Origin of the sequence: Nostoc foliaceum FACHB-393 (assembly GCF_014698505.1) — a bacterium.
GTDB classification, from domain to species: Bacteria; Cyanobacteriota; Cyanobacteriia; order Cyanobacteriales; family Nostocaceae; genus Nostoc; species Nostoc foliaceum_A.
In genome coordinates this window covers 43,064-65,509 of sequence record NZ_JACJTD010000042.1, presented here as the reverse complement: position 1 = coordinate 65,509, position 22,446 = coordinate 43,064, and the positions used below count along the sequence as shown (strand labels likewise).

Below are 22,446 nucleotides of genomic sequence, written 5' to 3'. Positions count from 1 at the left end.
AGCTTAAATGCCGATTAGCTTACAAGCACCTTATATTAGAGGACGCAAATTATCTTAAGTCCAGAGGATTGGTTCGCGATAGCTGGTCGCGAACCAATCCCCTTTTCCACATCCCGTGAAAAGTCAGGTTGAGTGGGAAGCAATAATTAATATTTTATTATTAGTTTACGCGATGTGCGACTTAATATTCTGTAACAAGATCGTCGAACTGAAGAGGGTCACAATTGTGGCGATTAAGCCAGAAACAGACAGTATGAGCTAAAATCTTGCGATTGAGACGACTGGTAAGATGCCACATATCTCTAGCTCGAATCTTCTCTATATGAAATCTCTCAACTAATTGACCAATTACTGTTTCAATTAGGCGACGAAAGCGTTGCATTAATCGAACTGAAGATTGGCTACGAGAGTCAGACATATTAGAACGCAGAGGGGTTTGTAAATTAATACCCATTCCTTCAAGTTCTCCTGACAAAAACTGACTTAAGTATCCCTTATCTCCGATTAATAAACCTTTAACTCGCGTGATTAAATCCCAAAGTGCTTCTCGTTCACTGCCATTTGCCGGAGTGAGAGTAAACCCACTAATAACTCCTGTGCCACTAATGATTAAATGCCCATGAAACCCATAATACGTCTGTTTCTTGGCAGCACAAAAGCCATAATCTGCTTGAGATTTAAAACTCCGGCAGTTGGGAGCGCGACTGAAGCCACACAAAGGTATTGGTAATCCATCAATTAAATGAAGTTGCTCAGAAAATGCCCCTAAAACCTGTGCTAATTTTTGTTGTAACAGTTCTTTGTACTGCCAACAATTAGCTGCTTGACGAATAAAAGCATAGCGACTCTTTAACTGAGGAAATAGCCCTAACCAATGACGGTGAAAGTATTTCCAAATGTCTTTGTCAGCATCTATTCCCAAAAACTCTGCCACTACTTCCATTGTTAAAACTTCACTCTCCCTTAAACTTGGAGCAAAACCTCGTCTCTTAATTGGGTATATCTGGGTGATTTCAATCAGCACATCGTCAACACAGCAAAATACGGCAATGATAAACTCTTCTATAGAAAACATTTTTCCCTCATTCCACTCACTGGTAACGATTTTCTCGCTCCAGTGCGGATTGTGGGAATTTTCTTTTCAATCGTTCATACACCCGACTTGTGTAACGAAACAATAAGTCGCACATCGCGTTAGTTTATAACTATAAATTTTTACTTATGAAAAAATACTTATTTATAGGATTGTTACTCTTACTAATTGGATGTTCATCTCCAGAAAAAGAAGATAAAATCTCGGCTATAGAATCGAATTCTTCAGCTACGCCATCATTATCCTCAGCTACTGTTAATAATGCTACGCCGTCACTAAATCCAGAAACGTTGCCTCATTTATCAAATAAAGAGAAGCTTGGAGAAGTTAGTGCAGAAAACGATTTAATTGACTCGTTCTATTTTGATGGTAATGGTGTGAAAGTGAGTTTGACTGTAGCGGCTGATAAAGCTTGTTTTGTCTACGTGCGGCGCAGTACTCCAGACCGAGTTGGTGAGGTTGAAATTGAGTCACTACGACGCGAAAAGTTGGGTCTGTGGCGTTCGTATAACACTCAGCGACTTCTAACTCAACCTGCTGGCAATAAACTAAAGGTTTATTCATCAAGTGAGGAACTTTATTCTACTTATGAAAATCCTGCCATATCGCAAGAAATGCTTGTGGCAGTAAAGGAATTGAAAGAGCGTGAAAAATCGTTTAAATTACTTTTACGTCAGGACTTGAGAGCGAGTGATTCAGCAAGACGAATTTATATCAATCAGTGTCAAAAATTAGGTAATTTTTATTATAAAGAAGAACTACCTCCTCTCACAGAGAAGGAGAGGAAGGACTTTGAAAAGAGTGTTGAAAAAAGTACTAACAATTAGTTACGAGAACAGTGACAATTGCTCCATCTTAGTATTACTTTCAGTTGAAGTTGCTGTAACAGGGTGTTTGTTCTTATTTGACGACTTTTTACCCCATCCTTCTTTCGCCGCGTGTTTGACTACACGGGAGCGGATATCAGTAGCCAGGGTTTCATAATCAGAGCGGATTTTGTCATACGAAACCGGAGTTGTACCAATCTTCTCCCAGAGGTTTTCGTAGTTGAAATTCTTGAAAGGTCTGTGCCTGACGAGGGCATCATAACTTGCCCAGAGGTAAACATCTGTCCATTCGGATGATAGCGGCACTTCAAAAGCAATTGGCATCATCAGTGCAACAACTTCGCTGCTAGAAGCGAGTTTACCTACTTCTCCCTTGTCTATATCTTCTAATGCTGCATCTAATCTATCAACTGCGATCGCACGCCATACCCAGGACGGAATTGACTGTTGCCAGCCGTTCTGCTGAGTTACAACTGGCCCGGCGATGTATTGAACAATTTCACGGCTTGCTCCTGCTAGATCGAGTAGACTGGCTGTTACAGTTTTGTTAATCCCTTGGCTGGTTAGTAACTGAAGTATCTTTCTAGTGCTAGGAGTAAGAATTTCGCTAGCTTTTTGGCTTTTGCTGTTACAGATGGTTTCTTCGACATCAAATAAGCTTTGCTGCTGGTTCATATTCCTTATGTGTAAATAAATACTGCCAGCTAGAAATAGTTCTAACAGGCAGTGCTTTTTGATAATGGATGGGTTTTGCTATGGCAGAAGTAGGTTATCCCAAACGCTTCTAGGAGTAACGTGATGCAGCAATTGCGTCCTTGCTTGAGTGAATTTAGCTAGCAATTGAGTGTTTTTTAATTTCTGCCACCAGTTGTGTTGCAGGTAGGTAAGCAGCCATAATTGTGTCTCGTGATTCCAGCTTGAGATGGAGTTACTCAAACTGAGTGCGTTGAGAATATCGTCAGGAGGCACTTCCAGTTGAGTTATGATTTCTTTTGAGATGGAAGCTAACATTGTAATGTTGGCGATCGCTTGACCAGGACTGCCTGAACTGATAGCTAGTATTTTTTCTGTTACCTCGATTTGTTGGTCTTTGAGGACAGAGATAACCTCCTCATCAGTTAACCTTTGGAAAGGTATGATTTGACACCTACTCTTGATAGTGGGTAATAGCTTTTGAGGATAGGACGAGATCAGGATAAATGTTCCAGTTTTCGGTTCTTCCAGCGTCTTGAGAAGTTTGTTGGCGGCGGTAGGGTTGAGCATATCTGCTTCGTGGATAATCACCACCTTTTGCTTGGCCTTGACTGCACTAGTTGATAGAAATTCAATTACCTCGCGCACCTGTTCTACTCGAATAGCAGGTATACCTTTCTGCTGGGAGGCGTTTTCGAGATCGGTTGGTTTGATTTGTAAGATGTCTAGATGTTTATTTTCTCCTGCGATCGCAGAGCGACTCTCTCTTGGGAGTATCGCATTTGCGATCGCCAGAGCAGTTTTTCCTTTACCTACTCCCTCAACTTGACTGCTAAATAGGTATGCAGGAGCAATTTTATTCTGTTCGATTGCTTCAGTCAGCAGAAGTTTGGCGGTATGCTGTCCGGTGATTTCTGTAAATGGGTTGTTTTTCATATCGTAGAAATTTCAGCAATTCGACTGGTTAGGTTGTCAACTCCGCTTTTGAGTTCGGCTTCGAGTTGTACAAGTAAAATAAGGCTGTGTTTAAGCTTTTGAACGCCTACAAACTTGACTTCCTCTTTGAGGTAATACAATCTTTTGGGGTTTTTCAGTTCGGCTATTTCTGCAATCTTAGTATCAGATAAATTAGTTTCTATCCCAGCTTTGGTTATTAACCAAGTGCGGAAAATAGAGGTAAGTGTTGCTACTATTTTGAGCGGGTGCTCATTATTATCTAGTAGTTTAGATACCTGCACTATTGCTAAACTTGAATGGTTTCTTAGCATAGCAATAGTAAGCTTTAGGTAGTCAGTATTCTGATTGCCAACGAGATATTTTACTTCCTCAATAGAGATTATTTTTCCACTTGCATAAACAGCAAGTTTAGCGAATTCGCTATCGGCTCGCGCAGTGTTATTGCCAATTGCTTCAGCTAGGTAATCTGTAACATCTGGCGTGAGTTTAACTTGATGGATGGCTGCATACTTTCCTATCAAGTTAACTATCCCCTTTTTATCCCAACTATAGACGAGGGGAAACTCTTCTTGTTGGGCATATTTTAGGATAGTTTTTACTACTGTTCTGCGCGAATCTGGCTTTTTATTACCAGTAATTAATAGAAGGTTGCTTGAAGGTATTCGGGAAAGTTGATTTTCAAGTTCTTGGTTATTATCTTCATTTGATAAACTTCCAATTAGAGAGTCGCTGTCTGTATGAATAATTTTGTTACCTTCTCCAAAGGGCAAAGTCATAACCTCGGTAAAGACTTTGGCAGCAATATTTTTCTCATTCCCAGATAGCTTAACGTAATTGAAAGCTCTCCATTCCGCATGAACATTTTGATTCACTAAATAATCAATTTTTTGATTTAGTGAATAGCTATCTTCGCCGTAGTACAGGTATACAGTCATGATAGATTAGATAAACATTTATTTATCAGGCGTTAGTCGTAAGCGGTGGTTTAAAAAATAAGAGTGAGTATTAACTCTTTCCACATCCTTAGTATTTGTTATATAGCCGCTAGCAAAATATAGCACTCAGTAAATTACTTAATTTTGTGCTGGCTGTACTGACTTATGATTTGAGACTTTCTGAACAGTGTTTTCTACTGGTTGAGTACCCAAATATTTCCGCCAAGAATCCAATTGTTGGAGATACTCTATGACTCCACTAGAACCAGTTACCTCATATAGTGCAATAGCTGTTTCCCATTCCTTTAAGCTAGCTTTTTTATGGGAAAGAATTTTGACTATAGCTCCTGGAAGTTTAGTCTCTTTACCAGTATCTAGATTTAGGTGTGATACGCTTTCTAGTAATAGTTCTTGTTCGGATAAAGGAACACCACCATATTCGATGTTCATAGTATGAAGTTGGGCACTAATTCCTGATAGAGGAAGAGTATGCTGAATTAATTTTTTAACTTTCTTGGTTTTAGCATTCCTCCTTTTTGGTTTAACGATAACTGGGTTGTTTGGTTCTGCAACTTTGTAACACTGGGGAAGTTCTAGAGAAAGTTGGCCTGTTAAGTGCCATGATGCACTTCGTTTTTCTGGCGGGGTGATCCGGTACGAGAACTCGGCTGTTTTTCTCGCATCGCCAAATTTCCTTAGTTTGACCCGCATCTTGTAGCTGATAACTCCTTGAATGTAGGTTTTTGGGTCTAATATTATTCGGTTTGTATTTTCCCACCACTCAATTTCAACAACGCGATCGCCATCTAATTCATAGATATTTCTAACTCTGGCATTAGAATGAGATGCAAGGAATGAGTTCACCCAAGCCCTTTGTTTTTTATTAAGCCTGGGCTTGCGATATGAGGATTTATTTTTCATTAGTTACTTTTCCAATTTAAGAATGATATCTCCACCAATCCCTCAATCAATCAATTAAATTAACCAGTGAGCTTTTGACTGATACTGGGTTTGCTAATCTGATTTTTTACGGCATATTTTCGGTTTATGTGAACGTATCAAAATCACTTTTTACAAAGCCTGATTTACTTGCAAATATTTTTTTATAATTTACAAACTGTTGACAATTCATGAATTGAAAAAAGACTTGATATTTATTAGTTTAAGCGCTTTGATTAAATATCAAGTTTATTCATCTAGAAAAGAGATAACTGACGTTTATTACCTTCTAGTATTTCAGGAGCGGCTATTTTGAGGATTTCTTCTCGCCTTTTTTCGATTAGGTCAAGATAGTATTGACGTGAATAGCTCTCATTAGTGCTGGTATTAGTAATACCTCTGATTCCGTAATAGTAAATTGCTATATCACCAGGCTTTCCTAATTTAAGAAGTTCTTTTTCTCCAACACGAATTTTGCGAATAATGCAGAGTTTTTCTATCGGGTATTTTCCTGATAAAATCTGTGATTTTACTTCTCTGAAATATTCCTCTGCTGTGGATTGGTTTTGGATTAAGTAGGTTAGATATTCAACAGGGAATTCTTTCTCTAGCTTTGAGCGAGAACGGTTTCTCCAACTACCTTTGCGGATAATCCAGTTATCTTTCAGCCATAACAGATAGTTCTTAGTTCCCCTTTGCGGAATAAACATTGCATTGGCAATAAACTCTAATTTGACGGTTATCCCTTTGGGTAATTGAGACTGAAGTGTGGCATACACTTTTTCTGGGTTTGGATGAGTAAAGAACACCCCGTCAGTATCAACTTCTACAGGGATTGCACCAGCTTGATTGATTACCTCAATCATGAATTGTAGGATGCGCCGACCGTAAGCTGTTACCAAGGCGGCTGCTTCCATATCGTTGAAGGCGAGTTCCGATGTTCCGAAGAACCCAAACTGAGAATTAGCTAAAACTTTGGTGGATTCTCTTTTTTCCTTGGCAACAATGTCTCCGGTGCTGGCAACTTGTTCCAACCTTGATTTCTCATTTACCAAATATTGCAAGATGCTCAAGCCGATTCGCTTTGTATCCTTACGAGAGACAATTCCTTTCGACAATATGGTTTTGGGGTACATAGAACTGATATCGATGTATCCAACCTTTTTATATAGTCCTGGAATAGAGTAGGCTATCCCCCCTTGAAATTTATACTTACGGTCGGGCTTGGGTTTGTATCCTGGGTAGTGATGCGAGAATATTTGCTTCCACTTGGTGCCGTTACCAGCGAGGGCTAATTGCTGGAGGTTCATTCCCGGTACAACCAGTGCTTCATAATGATATGAGGGTACAAGTCTGTTAGCTATGAGTTGCGTATCTTCCAAGTCGTAAATAAGGTAATCCTTGATTTTCTGCCATCCCCTACTACCAGAACCGGCTTTCCAGCAGGCGAGAATTTCTTCATAAGGGAGAACCAGTCGCGCTTGCTTACGCAATCCCATTTCCAGTACCACCTGTTTAAGCGATCGCCCGTTAGTAAGTTCCTTGGCGACAAAATCCCACCTGAGAACGCAGATAAAGATATCTACGTGTAGGCAGTTGCGGATGAATACCTCCCGAATTTCCAGTGGTTCGCCGCGTACTTGGGCAGTTCGGATAGTGCGCTTCTTAGATGCAATTCCAAATGGATGAGAAATGCCATGTAACTCGCAGCGGGTGATGAGAAACGGGAGGTCAAATTCTGTTCCATTGTAGGTGTAAATTACTTCTGGTTTGCTTGCTTCTAGGTGTTTGAAAAACTCCAGGAGGATTTTGCTTTCGGCTTGATCCATAAAGATGGCAATCTCCCCTATCTCCCTCATACAGCCAATTGCATAGATACGATGTTCTCTTGGGTTTATCCCTGCCGTCTCAATATCGACTACCAGAGTTTTGAGCGCCCCGTAGGTCGGAATATTTACTGTGGGATGCCACTCAGGTATTGGGGTAGTATCTGACCAGAATATGTCGAGTCTTTCCTCATCAACGATAATCTTATTACCAGATTTGGTAATAAAATCTCGGTGGTTATAATTCATAATATCCAAAATTAATTACTCTTTTTTGGCATGAATCCTTGTGGTTTAGTTGGTGGTTTTTTTTGACGATAAAAACACCTCAAAAATCATGTCTAGATTATTAGGAAGTGCGAATATTGAAAGCGGCTGCGTATGTGGTTCTTTTTCTTCTAATAGTGCGGTCATAATCCTGTACCAGGGTACTGCTCAGGGCGAACGCATCTAAAAAAGTACTCTCAATCGGAAACAAGATTAATAACCAACGAAAAAATCAATATTTATGGTTTGATTTATTTCCAAAGCCTCGAAGTGATAGCTTTATTATGTTTACTCCTTCGAGGTGAATGAGTATTCGTGCCAATCGCTTAGGGGGCGATACCCAATCGCTTGATAAATATGATTGGCTGTGGGATTGGCTAAATCTGCTATGAGGAAACAATGGCGGCATCCCTGATCTAGCAGTTTTTGGCTTAACGCTGTGACACAGGCAGTGGCATATCCTTTGCGACGATACTCTGGTGGTGTATAAGCTAAATTGATCCGACCAATTGTAGGTAACACTTGTTTACCAGACGCAACCGAAACTGGAGTGCTATCAATCCAAAAATAAGTATTCTGCTGTTTCAACCGATTATCTACTTGGTGTTCGACATCTTCGCTCACCGCCTCATCTATCTCAGATAAAAATGCAGAAAGCCACTTGATCAACAGAGAGCGATCGCCTTCAGTTGCCAGTCTGAGATATCCACTGGCCGTTGAGACTCTTTGCACTGCCGTTAATTGGTAAATTTTCATTACCACCGACCGTTGATAGAATTGTCCTGTCAGCGTTTGCCAAGTCTGCGAGAATATTTCTGCTTCAGTTGCCAGTCCCATGCTTCCTGGCAGTTGCTCTTGGCGTAAATCTTGAGCAATCAACCGCAAGGCATCCATATTCTGGGCTTTGGATAGGATCAATTTTTGGGGTGGGGTGCGGATGGCAACAGCCAGAATCTCGCCACTTGTTTGGACAATTGCTAAATAAGGCTTACCCAGATAACGTTCTGGGTTATGCAGCAAGCTATGCGAAATACTGAGCAAAACATTATTTTCTACCTGATGCTGGAGTAAGTAAGCCTGAGTGCAGTGCCAGAACTCCTGAATATTGTCGAATCGATGTAGTTGCATGATTTGCCTTCTTCACGAACCAAGTAAAGAGTTGTGCTATCTACAGTAAACCAAAAAGTTTTTCCCATAGTGCAAGGGTTTGTTTACGATCTAAGGTTTTAGGATGGGAATAGATAACTCCGCTAATTTCTGATTTATCGGGACATTCATTTCCTACGCCTGGAAAATGCCTCCATAATGGTTGCCTTTTTCACCTTTGGCAAGGCATAATTCGCCAAAACATTTGGAGCATCGCGGTAATTCGTCAATATACGTATCGAAATCTGCGATCGCTGCTGGTAATTCAAGTCCTGTACGAAGGCTAATTGCTTCAACTGGCATAATTTTAATCGGATACTTCCAAAATGCCAGTTGTTAAATTTTGTTGTGGTATTACTTGATATCTTAATTTTTTGCTTCCCAGTCAGGGCAGTCTTTATTAATATTGAGGCTTACTGCACAAGGTAGATATTGCTGTAGATGCAAGTGTATTCAATGTAATTTTTGAATAAGTATGAAAAAATCTTTCCCCAAAGTTTTTATTGGGGAAAGTAAGTGTTTTTACAAAGTGACGAACATTTGAATTAGGCAGTTTGTAATTGAGACTTCATCTGAAGCTCTTGTACCAGTTGTACCCACGCAGGTGCTTTTTTACCTTTAATGGGAGTAAGATTGTTCCAGTGCCTTTCGAGTTCAGATTGAGATAAATGTGGGAGTTGTTCCTTACCCCAATTTATAGCATCTTGGATTGTTTTCCAATTAGTCCAAGGTTGTTTTTCTTCTTTGATATTGCTTAACTCAATGAGTGTCGCTTCCAACCAAAGTTTAGCTGCCTCCGAGTCACGCATTAACTGTTGTCTTGACATTAACAGGGCAATACTTGCCTGAATCTGGGTTAGTTCCCACATCTGAGAAATAGTAACGAGTTCCTGCCAAGTTTCTTCCTCCAGTTGAGTAATTTGTCTATTATCAGGAGCAGTTTTAGCCACTAGCAGGTCTTTGAGAAACCTAGTTAAACTTGAGTATATGACGAATGGGTTTTTGCCATACTCAATTAAGTCTTGGAGGATCTGTAAGTTAGCTGTTATCTCCCCTTTAGCAAGGTTTTCGGTTAGGGTAAGTAGGTCATGTTCGGGAACGACACCTGATAATTCCCAAACCCAGTTTGGCGTGATTTCATCTACTCCCAGGTTGCTCAATTGATCGAGCAATACAAGACAGTTGCGAATAAAACCTCCACAAGACTTGACGATCGCCCAAATACCAGGTGCGTTAATGTTGATGTTTTCATTCTGGGCAACTTTTGATAAATACTGAACAAGTGTTTCTAGTCCTACTCTCCTAAAATCAAACTTTTGACAGCGCGAGATGATAGTTTCAGGAACCTTGTGTATTTCAGTTGTGCAGAAGATGAAAACTACATGACGGGGTGGATTTTCAATTGTCTTGAGGAGTGCTTGCCACGATTGACTGCTCAGGGCATGACATTCATCAATAATGAAAATTTTGTATCTTCCCTCAACTGCTGCAAACTGGGTAGTGGAAATTAACTCGCGGATTGTTTCTACCCCGCTATTGCTGGCAGCATCTAACTCAGTGACATCCAGTGAAGAAGAGGCTGTAATTCCCTTGCATGAATTGCATTCTCCGCAGGGCTTGGTTGTTGGCTCATCGGTTGACTGACAGTTAAGGGATTTGGCGATGATGCGGGCGGTACTGGTTTTGCCTGTGCCTTTGGGGCCGTTAAATAGGTAGGCGGGTGCAATCTTCTGGAGTGCGATCGCGGAGTGACTCCCTCCTGAGAGTATCGCATTTATGAGAGTGCGGACGATATGTTCTTGCCCGATTACTTCACTAAGGGTCTGGGGACGGTATTTGAGATGTAGTGGTTGGTACATATTTTTGATGATAAACGGGTGTTTTACTTACTCCCTACCAGTGTGGTTGGTAGGAAGTTTGATTTTTTAGGCAGTCGCCGCTTCTTTTTTCGTTCGTGGCGATCGTGAGGTTGACTTAGCTTTGGTGGTATCTTTCACTACTACGGTTGGCGTTTCTATTTGAGGAGTTTCACTATCATCTGTTGCTTGTGCCACATTTGTTACTTCTTCAGTGTCAGACTCAGTTTGAGTGTTAACTTCTGTTACTTCTTCAGTACCAGGCTCACTTTGAATGCTGACTTTTGCCTTTGTACTTTGGCTATTTACCTTTTCAAACCCCTGCTTGATTTCTACAGGCATTACCAGATACAACTGATTGAGCAGTCCTCCCATCGGGCAGACAATGACTGGTTGCGTGGGTTTGTTGCACCGCACCACGATTTCATCGGTACTGATATGCTTTAATCCTTCGATAAGGTAGTCGATGTTTAATCCAATACTGATGTTTTCTGAATTACTAGTTACCGATTTCATCAGTACCGAGTCAACTGCATCCCCAATATCAGTAGCTTCAGTGTATAGTGTTGCCTGTGTAGCTTCCAATTCCCAGAGGATTTTGACAACCTTTTGCTTGCGTTCGGCTAGATAACTTACCCGCTTCAGCGCGCTCTCAAATCCCTTGCGCTCTAATGTAAATTCATACTCAAACGACCGGGGAATCAAGCTATTGATTTTGGGATATTCTCCCTCCAGAAGCCGGGAAATGAGCTTTGTATTAGGAAGGCTAAACTCGATAGTTTTACCTGATAGAAGAATATTGCAGACGCTTGTATCGGCGCTTTGAGAAAGAATTTTGTTTAACTCGCTAAGTGACTTACCTGGAACAGTGAAGTTGATTGGGTCAGAATATTCGCTATCAAGTGTTCCTGTTACTAGCGCTAATTTGTGACTATTTGTACTAGCAGCTTGCCACTTGTTGGTATCAATTTTGAAGTTGACACCAGTTAAAACCAACTTTGTCTCGTCGCTGCTGGCGCAATAGAGCGTCCCTTCAAGTGCAGCTTGGAGTTTCTTGGCACTTAAGTTTATCTCCGTCGGATTTTCTCCCTTGGGAAGTGTTGGGAACTCGTCAGATTTTCCGCCAATTAGTCGGCACTTACCGCTATTGTGAGTAATTATGCAGGCTTGATTTTCTACTTCTAGGGTAATTTCGCCTTTAACATTACTAACAGTATCAGTTAGTAGTTTGGCAGGAAGTGCTACCTGACCTGAAATTTCGACATTAGCGGTGGTTGTAGTATGAATTGTGAGGTTAAGGTTTGTACCTGTTGCTGATACTATCCCGTCTTCGTCTGCAATCAGTAAGATATTTCCTAAAATTGGGTCAGTGGGTTTAGGACTGATTGCGAGGTAAGCGGTTTCTAGAATTTCTGCGAGTTTAGATTGTTCAATTGTTAGTTTCATTTGTTACTTGGTTTTTAGTGGATGATTTCTTAACGGGCGCTATTTCTAGCACCCTTTTCGCTTAGATGAGGTAGTTTGTTTTAGTAAGGCAGTTTTTCCATCTCAGTACTGTATGCTGTATAGTCATGACCTGCTGTACTAGGAGGAAGTGCTGCTATTGGCATATCGCCTGCACCTATCAAGCGGTTATGTTCTGCTACAACGGTTGATGTTTTACCGATGCGGTGAGAGAATTCGGGATTTGCCTGCATCGTTGTTTGGATATCGATTTCTTTGCCTTCTGAGAAGAATTCGAGAAAATCGCTGCCATCGGGGTTTGGTGATTTGTAGGAAGTGACAACTGCTACCCAGGATTTATCTCTTTGGTTAACTGCTTCTTTCGGTTCAAGGGATGGTGTGAAGGTGGGTTGAAATGCACCAAGGCGATGAAACTCTGCACGTTTTTCAGCGACAGTTGTATCAGTAAATCGGGCGAATGCAACCTCTAGTTCGCGTTGGAACTGTTTGTAAGCCTCGCCAAATTTTGATGATGCAACGCCTTTGATTGACAAGACAATTGGTACTGAGTGCAGGTTGTTATTATTTTCATCGACAAGTTGCAACAAGTAGAATCGTCTCAATACTGCGGCATCTTTGCCGAGTGCTTGGTACATTTCGTACCCATCAGGTGATTCGTACACCCCGACAATTTTGCCGTCATCGCGCTGTTCAATATATCTGGGAGAAACATCAAGAATGTGCATTCTGGGCGATTGCAACAACACTCCCATTTCTGGCGTGCCACTGGAGAAGGTGTGCTTGTGTGTTGGTTCTTGTCCTTGCCAGTTAATTGCTGCTAAATACTTATCTTTTATAAACAACCCAACTTTTTCTGCTTCCATGTGGTTGATGACTTGGCAGATGCAGATATTGCTAATCGGCGCATTGTACTCAGGATTGGCAAATTTAGAAATAGCTGATTTACGCTTTTGTATGTTATTACTATTCTGGGCATTTACTTGAGGGGCTTCTGATTGCGCTGCTGTTACTGCGGTTTCTTCAGTGGCGGAAGTATTTGGCTGTGTTTGACTTTTTGGCATAATTTTGGCTAGTTGAAACCAAAATTCCATGCGTATGCAACAAAGTCGTGGTCAAGAACTCAAGTCGTCTGGTAAAAAACAACTTGAGCAGGTATTTTTTGACTTCATTAATTAATATTTATCTAACTAGCTCAAGAAATAGATATTACCCATTTACCCAAGCCCGTGATGATTAGCGATCGCCTACTGCTTTCCTTGTTAAGCGAGACTTTACTTCTTGCCTACTTTGCCAATGCGTAATATTAATTCTCAGCAATTCTAAATTTTAAAAATCATAAGGCATTATGCCTATAGTTTGCCTGGGGCTAGATTTACCAAGCTTGCCTTTACAGGCTAATTATATAGGACTCATATTTGATTTTTGAAAAACAAATTTGCTTATAAGCTTGCAATACAAAGGTTTATTACTCAGTATACTTAGCAAGAATCAAGTCGGATTTTTATATACCTTTTTATATAGATTCAGTATAAGTCATAACTGTGTTAGTTTTTTCTCAAACTGGGAACTCTAAGTATTAAGAAGGAATAAGGTATTCTTTTTTGAGCATAGTTACAGATTGTCAACAAGAGAATCCAGTATAGTCATGACTTTTTCATCTAGCGATGCAAACTCCAACAGTTCAGTTATTGATAAATGTCATAATTCACTTCCATCTGGCTGGGTTTTACTAGATATTGAACGAAAAGTAACGGAACAGAATAAATGGGATATTTACAAAGTAGCTTTAGTAGCTGTAGAAGACACTTATCTCATTGAAAATCCCAATAATAATCAATTTAATTCCCTTTTAGACCGCATTGAAAAAGCTGAGGTCATTGTAGGACATAATATTCGTCGTCACGACATACCAGAACTGTATAAATCAGTTGGACGCGAGCAGCCAGCTACACTACAAGAAAAAATCTGCGATACCTTAGAACTATCTAATTTGTTTTTTCCAGGTAAAACAACACATAAGCTGAATAAAGTATATCGTGAAGAATTAGGACTTAGTGATCCATTAGAAGATGCTTGGGAAAGTTATAATCTTTACACAAGTATTTATCAGCAACGCTGTGAATTACCTGTGATTGTACGTCATTGGGCATCGCGATTACTTCCTAAAGGTTATCCCCGTAAAATAATTCCTGGTTATGTACAACCTCCAGAGCAATTGAAATGGTGGCAAAACCTTAAACAGCGTCATCAAGGATTAAATGTTGAGGGTTTGCGGAATTATCTAATCAATTTACCAAAGGGAATTGACAATTTAGGAGCAGTAGTTTTTCTAAATTGGTTATACCAGTTTAATGTGTCTGAGGTTCGCCGCCCAAATTGGTTAGAGTGTGAATTCCCAAGCTTTGGTGAAGCTGAAAAGAATGCATTTCCACTTCCATTGGATGAAGTTAAACTTTCAAAGGAACTAAAACAGTTCTTTGGCTTTGAAACATTTAAAACACATCAACTAGAAATTGTCCAAGCACTGCTAAAAGGGAAGACAGTTCCTTTAGGTATCTTGCCCACTGGAGGAGGTAAAAGCATAATTTTCCAACTTCCAGCCCTTATCCTTTCCAAATATTATCGAGGTTTGTCTATCATTGTTTCTCCCCTTCAAGCATTGATGGCAGATCAAGTACAAAATTTGAAAGAGAAACTGAAAAATCAACAACTATCTGAGTATGCTGAACGGGTAGAACTACTTACAGGAGCACAGTGCCTTGAAGAACAACGCCGTATTATTGAAGCCCTTTGGAATGGACAAGTAGATATTCTCTACTTATCTCCTGAACGATTGCGGCAACCAACAATTCAACGTATTCTTAAACATCGTCTTCCTCATCTGTGGGTACTTGATGAGGCTCACACTTTGTCTCAGTGGGGATATGATTTTCGACCAGACTTTTTACGAATTGCCGAAAGTCTTCAGAAATTTTACAAAAATGGACAGAATACTTCTATTCGTTGGGGTTTTGTTACTGCTACCGCAACACTCAAAGTTATTGAAGACCTGGAAGAAGCTGTAAAAAAACTTGACGGATTATGCTCAGGTTCTTTAGAGCGTTTGCCACTTGATGGAAAGTCTTTTCAATGGCGTGACGAAATCAAAACTCATATAGAAATTGTGGAAAGACCTAAGTCACTTGATGATATCCCAGACTCAGAGCGACTTGAGAAGACCAAAGAATATCTAAAAAAACAGCAAAAAGAATATATAGAAAAATATCCTAATTTGGGTTTGGGTGTTGCTATTGTTTATGTTCCTACTCGCCGTATGGCAGAAAAATATGCAGAGCATCTTAATCAAGCTGACTTTAAAACAACCTATTTTCACTCCCGCATTTCTAACAAACAGCAAGTCTTGGAAGATTTTAAAGCCGGAAAAATAGAAGTAGTAGTCGCAACTAACGCTTTTGGTATGGGTATTGACAGAGAAGGTATCCATACTGTTATTCATGTTGCACCACCTGCTACCCCAGAAGCTTACGTACAAGAAATTGGTCGGCTTGCCCGTAACCAGGGGGAACGAGGTTCAGCTTATCTATTTTGGCATCAAGATGATTTTAACTGGATATTTGAGCAACAAGGGCGATCGCAAATTAGTTTTCAGGCTCTCAAAAGTTGCTGGGATTTAATTCGACCCCGACTAAAAACTCAAGATGCTTGGATAAGTACTTTGGATTTAGCGAAACCTTTATCTTTAGAAGAGCCAGAAGATTTAGAAATATTAGAGACTCAAGCACGGGTTGCTATCTTCTATTTGGAAAAAGCTGGATTGATACGGGAAGGAGAATCTTGTCCTTGCTACCTGAATATTTACTTGAAACGGGAACTTAACTTAGAAGAAATTGGTAAATTAAACGGTGATGCTAATAAATTAGCTTTGTTCTTATTTGATATTGGTTTTAGAAGAACTCAAAGTAGTATTAAACTAGATGTACGCGAGGTATCTTTAGTAACGGGAATTTTACCTCCATCTGTGATTAAGACTGTGCGTAAATTGGTTAATCTTGATTTAGTAAATTGGGAATATAAAATCGCTTTTAAATTTGAAAAGCAATCTAATAAAAAGCTGGAACAGTTTAAATTAAGCACTGAAGCCTTTTTGAATTGGCTCCAGTCCGAATCACCAGAAATAGATGAAGAAAAATCTATATTGCTTCACGTAGAAGCTTTAGAAGATAAATTAGGCAAAAAAGTACATATTGCATATAGTTTGAAGATTTTAACTCAACTAAAGTTAGCTACTTACACTAAAGAAAGTCGTGATACAACTCGCCTATTTCTGAAAACCAAGAAAACACTAACTCAGTGGTTAGAGAGCGCAAACAAAATTTGGGAGAAACAATGGCAAGAAATTGACTATGTTGAAAACATTCTAGATAAGTTATTTAAGGACAAAAACTGGAAGCGGGAAGATAGTCAACTTCTTGATTTAGCAGAATTAGAAACACGCATCGATATTCTTGAATATCCAAAATTAGACCTTTTGAAAGTTTTAGCTTTCATGCAACGTCTAGGAGTAGTTGTTTTAGGGAGAGGAGATTTAGGTAATTTAATGCTTTATCATTTGCTTCCAGGAAAAGACCGAAAAAACTGGTATGAGGGAGTGTACCCACCTCTGGATGAACACTACACACAACGGCGTAAACGCATTGATATTATGCGCCAAGTCTTAGAAGCTGGAATGCAAGATAAAGAAGAACCAATAAAACTTATTCAAATATTAGAAGATTACTTTACCCTTTCTCTGGATGAATTTTCTCAACGTTGCGGAGAAATACACGGGAATCCACCAATTGTGGAAACAATTTTAGAAAATCTCAATCCAACCCAAAAGCGGATTGTTACAGACGATCAAAGTCGTGCATTATTGGTATTGGCGGGGCCCGGTTCGGGTAAAACTCACACAATTGTAAGTCGTGTAGCTTATTTGGTATCAGCGAGAGCTGTTCCACCAGAACGTATTCTAGTTTTAGCTTACAATCGCACAGCTGCTGCCGAGGTGCGGAAACGGCTGCACCAACTTTTAGGTAAGCGTGGAACGCTGGTAGATGCTTTAACTTTTCATGCACTTGCAGCTAAACTGACAGGACTTAGAAGTAAAGGTGAGGGGGGTTTTAAGTGGTTGTTAGAGCAAGCTATTATCCATCTTCAGGAAAATCATCCTGGATACCAATATATTTTGGTGGACGAGTACCAAGATATTGATAAATTACAATACGACATAATTACCCGATTAGCTGGATTTAACCATCAGGATGAAGACGAAAGCCAAAAAAGCTTCTTAATGGCTGTGGGTGATGATGACCAAATTTTATACGAATGGAATGGTGCAAGTGTTAAGTTTATTCGCGATTTCTGGAAAGATTACGACGTACTAAAAAAAGACGTAATTCCTTTAGTACAAAATTATCGCTCTCGCCCAACTATTGTTGAGTTTGCTAATAGTTTTATCGAAAAGGCGATCGCTCCAATAAACCGACTCAAGGGAGTCAACGAAAGAATACAGGCTGTTAACACTCAGCAGCCCGGAAAAGTGTTTTGGGGAGAGTATAGACATTTGTACGATGCGGCTGAGTGGATTACTGAAAAAATAGCCGAAATTTTGACTCGACCTGGTGAAATTCAAAAAGAAAAAATAGCAGTTTTGGCACATCGCTGGGAAGACCTGCGTTTTTTACAGCATGTTTTGCGAGATAGTTGGGGAAATGACCAAGATATTGCTTACCAGTTATACAACACACAAGATAATTTACGTCCTATCAAGAGTTGTGTCGGTCAAGCAGTCCTACACCGATTACGGGAAAAACCTAATCTGCATGTTTCTAACCCCCAAGCCCATCTTGAAGAATTACGCCAAGAATTGGGTTATAGCGATCGTGATGCTGCTTGGTCATCATTGCTACAGGCTTTGTCAGGTTGTTTACAGATGACACAAGAGGATATGGCATACCTCTTAGAAGAAGCTCGTCCTGTACGACCTGGGCAAGTGATTCTATCCACCTTTCATAGTGCCAAAGGTTCAGAATTTAGTCACGTTTTTGTGTTGGAAGATGGTTTTGTACATAAGAGTAAGCTAGAAAGTCGTGCTAGGGAGTTGTACGTAGGATTCACAAGAGCCAAGGAGGAATTATATATACTCTTCAGCAAGAATAAGGATTCAACACACCCAATATTATTGGATATTTTCAATAGTATGAACTCTCATCAACATATTCAGAATGTTCAGATAGCTCAAGTTAATTTACCCCCTAGTATTCGCTATCAATGGTTTCTAGATCCAAGAGACTTATATTTAAGTCAGCCGAACGTCACAAACCAATGTGGGCGTGAACGGATAAAAGCTTATGCTCGTGAATGGGGACAACTTTACTTAATGCCTCAAAATAATGGTTATACTCCCTATGAAGTTTGCTGGAAAGATTTGAAAGATAATAATGTTGTAGCTGTTCTCTCTAGAAGAGGAAAGGAGCAGCTACAGAAACATCTTAATGTCAATAAACATTTAGTTGTAAGCGGTCATACTATCTTTCGTGTTGAGCGAGATGATAAGTTTTTTCCAAATGCGGGTGAACAAGGACATGAGGATCACCACTATGTTGTTTTACCTTACTTTGAGGTAGAAGAAGCATTGTAATCAAGAAGTTATTTAAGACTTTGCGGTTTATTTGGGTTTAATTTCAAGCATTTTATTAGTAAGTTTGGTGACATTACTGATTTTCCAACCAGCAAGCTTGCACTTAGTAACTGCTAGTTCTAATTCTTGCTGTGTAAGGATTTTGTATCTCGCATAGTTTCCGAATTTAGGGAAAATGTACGTGACATATCTAGTTTCATCAATTTGGCAGTACGCCATACGCTTGTAGTACACTATGGTTTAATTATTTTGACGATTCTAGTAGCTACATTTGTAGGGTTGTTTGAACTCAAAAAGGCATCTTTATCTACCAATTCGACATAGCTATTATTGCTCTGTGACCACTCTTTTAAGCTTTGATACTTCCGGTTGAAGAAAACCGATTCAGGGACGACTGAAACTAATACACCACCTGATATAACTAACTTCCAAGCTTGATAGATATGCTCGACAAGTTCGCAAAATGGAGGATTCATGATACAGGCATTGTATAAATGACTGGGGTTAAACTCCAGAAAGTTTTTCCCTACAAGATTAAATCCTTTGAGTTCTAAAATTTGTCGTAGGTTGTAATTCACCTCAACTACCTCTAATTGAACATTTGGGTAAGTTTGAGTGATATACTCAGCAATATTTCCGCTACCAGCGCTCGGCTCTAAAATTCGCCAATTTGGTTCAATATCTGCCAGTTGAACAAGCCGTTGACAGACTGCTTTAGGAGTAGGAAAGAAATCTCCAGATTTCATGCCAATGATTTCTAACTCAAGCTTATTAAGTTGTTGCTTGGTAGTATCAATTGCTTCAGGTTTTACTACCTGTTGAATTTTTGTTATTGCTGATATGATTTCGCCTGATGTATTTAACCCGGCGCGACTGAGAGATTTTACCCAGTCTTGGTAATATTCGCCTTCTAGTATTTCTTGGACTTTCTGGCTAATTTCTCCACTTTGAGAAATCCTAAATAGCACTTCCACCTGTGATTTACGAGATATACCGCGTAGTATTGGTGGGATATTTCCTACTTCCCACATTTGTGCGATCGCAAATAGCCAAGACTGAATAATCTCAAGTTCAATTCCTTCTTGGATTATCCCTTGAGCGATGGTTTTACGGCGCTTTGTTGCCCTTTGATTCCCAATAGCAGGATTTTTCTTTTGGTCAATTCTTGACTGCATGGAAGCGGCTAAATTACGGAGAGATTCTGCTTTTTCTAAGTTAGGAATATTGAAAATATCTAGTGATGAGTTATCCTCGTTGTAAGACAGATTCAGTAGAGATAGTTGCATTGCTAGATTCCTTGAAATCTTTAACGGCGCATTTAAGAATTAGGGAGGTTGGTACATTCCAAGTTTTTACCTCCCATTCAGTAGCTAATCGTTCTGAGTGACGGATAACTGCACTACTACATTTGTTTTTTCGGAGAAGCCAATCTCTAAACTTTTCGGCTTGTTCTTTGCTATCGAACCCGAAATAGCTGGTTTTTCGGTTTCCCAAGGGATCAGTAATAGTTGCTACTCGACGTGAGAGAATATTGAGCGTCCAACCACCGTTAGAAGTGAGTTCGATTTTGGTGATATTTAATTCTGTTGGATTCATAATTCCACTTCAGGAATTGCTGCTAAATATTCCGTAGTTGATATTTCTCTTGCTAGCCATTTGTCATGTGCTTCTTGAGGAGTTATTTGAGCGGCTAAATGTTTATTTTCATTGTTGTCTCCTATAAAAGGAGCGAGTGTTTGTTCTAGCCGTTCTTTGAAAGCCAAATGTTTCTTATCAGAGTAAGTAAACTGGTAGATACTATCAGTATTTATGAACAAGTAAACTAGGCTAATTTGTTCAAATGGCATTCCAGTTCGTTCGTGAAGGAGAAATAATCTCAATTGGGTTTGCCACTTGCTCTCAAGAATTTCAAATTTAAGAGGTTTTTGAATTGTCCAGTCAAACCCAACTACTTGATTTTCACCATATATAATGAGGTCGCACTCGCTATAGAGAAGGATATCGTGATATAAATATTGAATTTGGGCGCTCCATTGTTTGTTTCCAAGGATGTTTAGAAAAGGTTTTACCTTATCGACCCAGTTATTAATTTGGGGGTATTCCTTTAAGAAAGGTTCGACTGGTAGCCCTAACCCAATTTGTTGCATGACGAGATGAAACTGACCTCCAGCAACTTCGGATTCACTTTTTACAGTGAGATTAGAATAATTTCTCGTCGATAAACACTCTGGATGATGTTCGGCTAGCTCAAGTGTTTTGTGATTGAATCGATTCATAAAAATTTATCCCAAATTTGTTTTTTGGGATAAATATGCGTGAGCTATTTGTGGTGATTTCTCTACGGTATATAGTATTTTTTCAGATTGTCGATACTTGCGTATAAACTTCGAGTTGACATTGCTTTGAGGTCAAAATAACTAGCGAACTTTTTCAAACCCCCGGTGAGGGTTAATTCTAGCAAGTATTGGGCTGCGATCGCACTCGTCATTTTATTGACAAATAGCGACTGATAATTTCGTGTTTGAATTTCCGCACATGAGAGGCTATTGGCTGTGAGTTCTTCCAGTTGAGGAACTAACAGTTCTGGGTGAACCAGCGCCGGGGAGGGAAGATGTAACCAAAATTTAGGTTTGTCTGGGTTATTGGAAGCCTGGACTATATCAAAATTAGAGTGCGTTCCAACTACTACTTGTCCGGAGTGGTTGCTGTTTCCACAATCCAGCCAAAATAGCGATGCTGGCTCATTTGCACTGTTCAGTTTGAGAACTGAGTGAATTTTGCTCCTGGCGGCGCTGTTATCTACACAACCAATAATTACTGTTAGGGTGTTCCATGAATTGGTGGTGCGAATCATGTCTTCTTCAAACCAGTCGCAAATGGCTGTAATCTCAATTCCATACTTGGCGCTGCATCTTGCAGCCAGTGTTTGTACCTTTGGTAGCCCAATTTCAGCTTGTTGATAATTTTGGCGGATGATATTCTTAAGTTCGACAGTATCGCCATCGATGATCGTAAAGTTGATTTCTTTCCCCGTGCGCTGAAGTTGCAGGATAATTCGACATAAGTCTTCTGCAAGAAACCCCCCTGTTCCTCCTGCTCCCACTAAAACGAAGTTGATACGGGTATGATTGCGAGGTAAGACGGGTAAAGCTTGTTGGTAAGCAGTTAATTCGAGCATTTTACCTGTGGTGGCAGTTCAAATATTTGATTGGGGTTGATATCGAAAAAGTGATTGTATATCCCTATGCGGGTGTATATTGTGGGAATGGTATTGAGTGTGCCGACGATCGCGAACACTCGAAATTTGCCTTTTTCTTCCTGATTGTCCACACTTGAAGGGTAAGCAGCTAGAGTTCCATGACTATGTATTTCCACTAATCCATCTGTATAGCTTTTATCGAGTGCGCTTTCTAAAGATAGGACGTGAGTAGAAGACGCAGTTTGCAGTGGCGTGTGACACCACCATTGGTAGTTTGTCACTCCCAAATAGAATAGGATTTCCTGTTGGGGGTTGATACTGGCAGCATTGATAATATCGGTGATTACAAGGCTTGGGACTTTTGGGACTTTCAGGCGAAAGTAGGGTTCAAGGGGTTGGAGTCCAGCAACTTGAGTTTGAGTTAGTTGCAAGCAAACCTCTAACTCGCGGCGGTGCGATCGCAAGAAAAGTCCATTTGCTGCCAGCCAGTATTCCTGAAGTTTTTGGCTGTAGGGAGGAAAATTATTACTTGTAGCGAAGTGATAACCGATAAAGGGATTCATGG

The 22,446-nt window shown here is 39.9% G+C and carries 18 protein-coding genes; 2 read left to right on the top strand and 16 right to left on the bottom strand.

Annotation, left to right across the window (positions count from 1 at the left end; genetic code table 11):
- Positions 1 to 181: 181 nt before the first annotated feature.
- On the bottom strand, positions 182 to 1,075 hold the full coding sequence (locus H6G92_RS26830) for an IS982 family transposase (protein ID WP_190897834.1): 894 nt from the start codon (positions 1,073 to 1,075) through the stop codon (positions 182 to 184).
- Positions 1,076 to 1,221: 146 nt separating this feature from the next.
- On the opposite strand from H6G92_RS26830, the gene H6G92_RS26825 reads away from it, so the two are divergent.
- A complete protein-coding gene (locus tag H6G92_RS26825) occupies positions 1,222 to 1,920 on the top strand; it encodes a hypothetical protein (protein ID WP_190897829.1) in 699 nt (232 codons plus the stop codon).
- On the opposite strand, the gene H6G92_RS26820 is transcribed toward H6G92_RS26825, so the two are convergent.
- The 10 genes from H6G92_RS26820 to H6G92_RS26775 form a co-directional block, all read right to left on the bottom strand.
- Positions 1,921 to 2,595, bottom strand: coding sequence for a hypothetical protein (locus H6G92_RS26820; RefSeq protein ID WP_190897825.1), 675 nt, complete (start codon positions 2,593 to 2,595; stop codon positions 1,921 to 1,923).
- Between the two features lie 78 nt (positions 2,596 to 2,673).
- The gene (locus H6G92_RS26815; protein WP_190897819.1) at positions 2,674 to 3,549 is read right to left on the bottom strand and encodes an AAA family ATPase; all 876 of its coding nucleotides are present in this window, start codon (positions 3,547 to 3,549) and stop codon (positions 2,674 to 2,676) included.
- Positions 3,546 to 4,505 carry a DNA polymerase III subunit delta gene (gene holA, locus H6G92_RS26810; protein WP_190897813.1) on the bottom strand — a complete coding sequence of 320 codons (960 nt, stop codon included), beginning with the start codon at positions 4,503 to 4,505 and terminating at the stop codon, positions 3,546 to 3,548. Before holA ends, H6G92_RS26815 begins: the two co-directional genes overlap by 4 nt.
- Positions 4,506 to 4,643: 138 nt before the next feature.
- Complete coding sequence (locus H6G92_RS26805; protein WP_190897806.1) at positions 4,644 to 5,426, bottom strand: hypothetical protein; 783 nt, start codon at positions 5,424 to 5,426, stop codon at positions 4,644 to 4,646.
- Positions 5,427 to 5,701: 275 nt separating this feature from the next.
- Positions 5,702 to 7,519 (bottom strand): 3'-5' exonuclease, encoded by a 1,818-nt coding sequence (locus H6G92_RS26800; protein WP_190897865.1) that lies wholly within the window; start codon positions 7,517 to 7,519, stop codon positions 5,702 to 5,704.
- 306 nt (positions 7,520 to 7,825) lie between these two features.
- Positions 7,826 to 8,665: a GNAT family N-acetyltransferase gene (locus H6G92_RS26795; protein WP_190897800.1), complete on the bottom strand. Its 840-nt coding sequence runs from the start codon at positions 8,663 to 8,665 to the stop codon at positions 7,826 to 7,828.
- 153 nt (positions 8,666 to 8,818) lie between these two features.
- Positions 8,819 to 8,986 (bottom strand): hypothetical protein, encoded by a 168-nt coding sequence (locus tag H6G92_RS26790; protein ID WP_190897795.1) that lies wholly within the window; start codon positions 8,984 to 8,986, stop codon positions 8,819 to 8,821.
- Between the two features lie 242 nt (positions 8,987 to 9,228).
- Entirely contained in the window at positions 9,229 to 10,542 is a 1,314-nt protein-coding gene (gene dnaX, locus H6G92_RS26785) for a DNA polymerase III subunit gamma/tau (RefSeq protein ID WP_190897789.1), read from the bottom strand.
- 66 nt (positions 10,543 to 10,608) lie between these two features.
- Positions 10,609 to 11,985: a DNA polymerase III subunit beta gene (gene dnaN / locus H6G92_RS26780; protein ID WP_190897783.1), complete on the bottom strand. Its 1,377-nt coding sequence runs from the start codon at positions 11,983 to 11,985 to the stop codon at positions 10,609 to 10,611.
- A gap of 80 nt (positions 11,986 to 12,065) precedes the next feature.
- Entirely contained in the window at positions 12,066 to 13,064 is a 999-nt protein-coding gene (locus H6G92_RS26775; RefSeq protein WP_190897779.1) for a DUF5895 domain-containing protein, read from the bottom strand.
- A 584-nt stretch (positions 13,065 to 13,648) separates the two neighbouring features.
- Here H6G92_RS26775 and H6G92_RS26770 point away from each other — a divergent pair.
- Entirely contained in the window at positions 13,649 to 18,682 is a 5,034-nt protein-coding gene (locus tag H6G92_RS26770) for a UvrD-helicase domain-containing protein (RefSeq protein ID WP_190897775.1), read from the top strand.
- Positions 18,683 to 18,915: 233 nt separating this feature from the next.
- On the opposite strand, the gene H6G92_RS26765 is transcribed toward H6G92_RS26770, so the two are convergent.
- The 5 genes from H6G92_RS26765 to H6G92_RS26745 all read right to left on the bottom strand — a co-directional run bounded on the left by H6G92_RS26765 (position 18,916) and on the right by H6G92_RS26745 (position 22,444).
- Positions 18,916 to 19,968, bottom strand: a complete 1,053-nt coding sequence (locus H6G92_RS26765; RefSeq protein ID WP_242059319.1) for an SAM-dependent DNA methyltransferase — start codon at positions 19,966 to 19,968, stop codon at positions 18,916 to 18,918.
- On the bottom strand, positions 19,928 to 20,278 hold the full coding sequence (locus H6G92_RS26760; RefSeq protein WP_190897771.1) for a hypothetical protein: 351 nt from the start codon (positions 20,276 to 20,278) through the stop codon (positions 19,928 to 19,930). Before H6G92_RS26760 ends, H6G92_RS26765 begins: the two co-directional genes overlap by 41 nt.
- The gene (locus H6G92_RS26755) at positions 20,275 to 20,958 is read right to left on the bottom strand and encodes a hypothetical protein (protein ID WP_190897767.1); all 684 of its coding nucleotides are present in this window, start codon (positions 20,956 to 20,958) and stop codon (positions 20,275 to 20,277) included. The genes H6G92_RS26760 and H6G92_RS26755 overlap by 4 nt, the downstream gene beginning before the upstream one ends.
- A gap of 62 nt (positions 20,959 to 21,020) precedes the next feature.
- Positions 21,021 to 21,860 carry a ThiF family adenylyltransferase gene (locus H6G92_RS26750; RefSeq protein ID WP_190897765.1) on the bottom strand — a complete coding sequence of 280 codons (840 nt, stop codon included), beginning with the start codon at positions 21,858 to 21,860 and terminating at the stop codon, positions 21,021 to 21,023.
- Complete coding sequence (locus H6G92_RS26745) at positions 21,848 to 22,444, bottom strand: Mov34/MPN/PAD-1 family protein (protein ID WP_190897763.1); 597 nt, start codon at positions 22,442 to 22,444, stop codon at positions 21,848 to 21,850. The genes H6G92_RS26750 and H6G92_RS26745 overlap by 13 nt, the downstream gene beginning before the upstream one ends.
- Between the last annotated feature and the right edge of the window lie 2 nt (positions 22,445 to 22,446).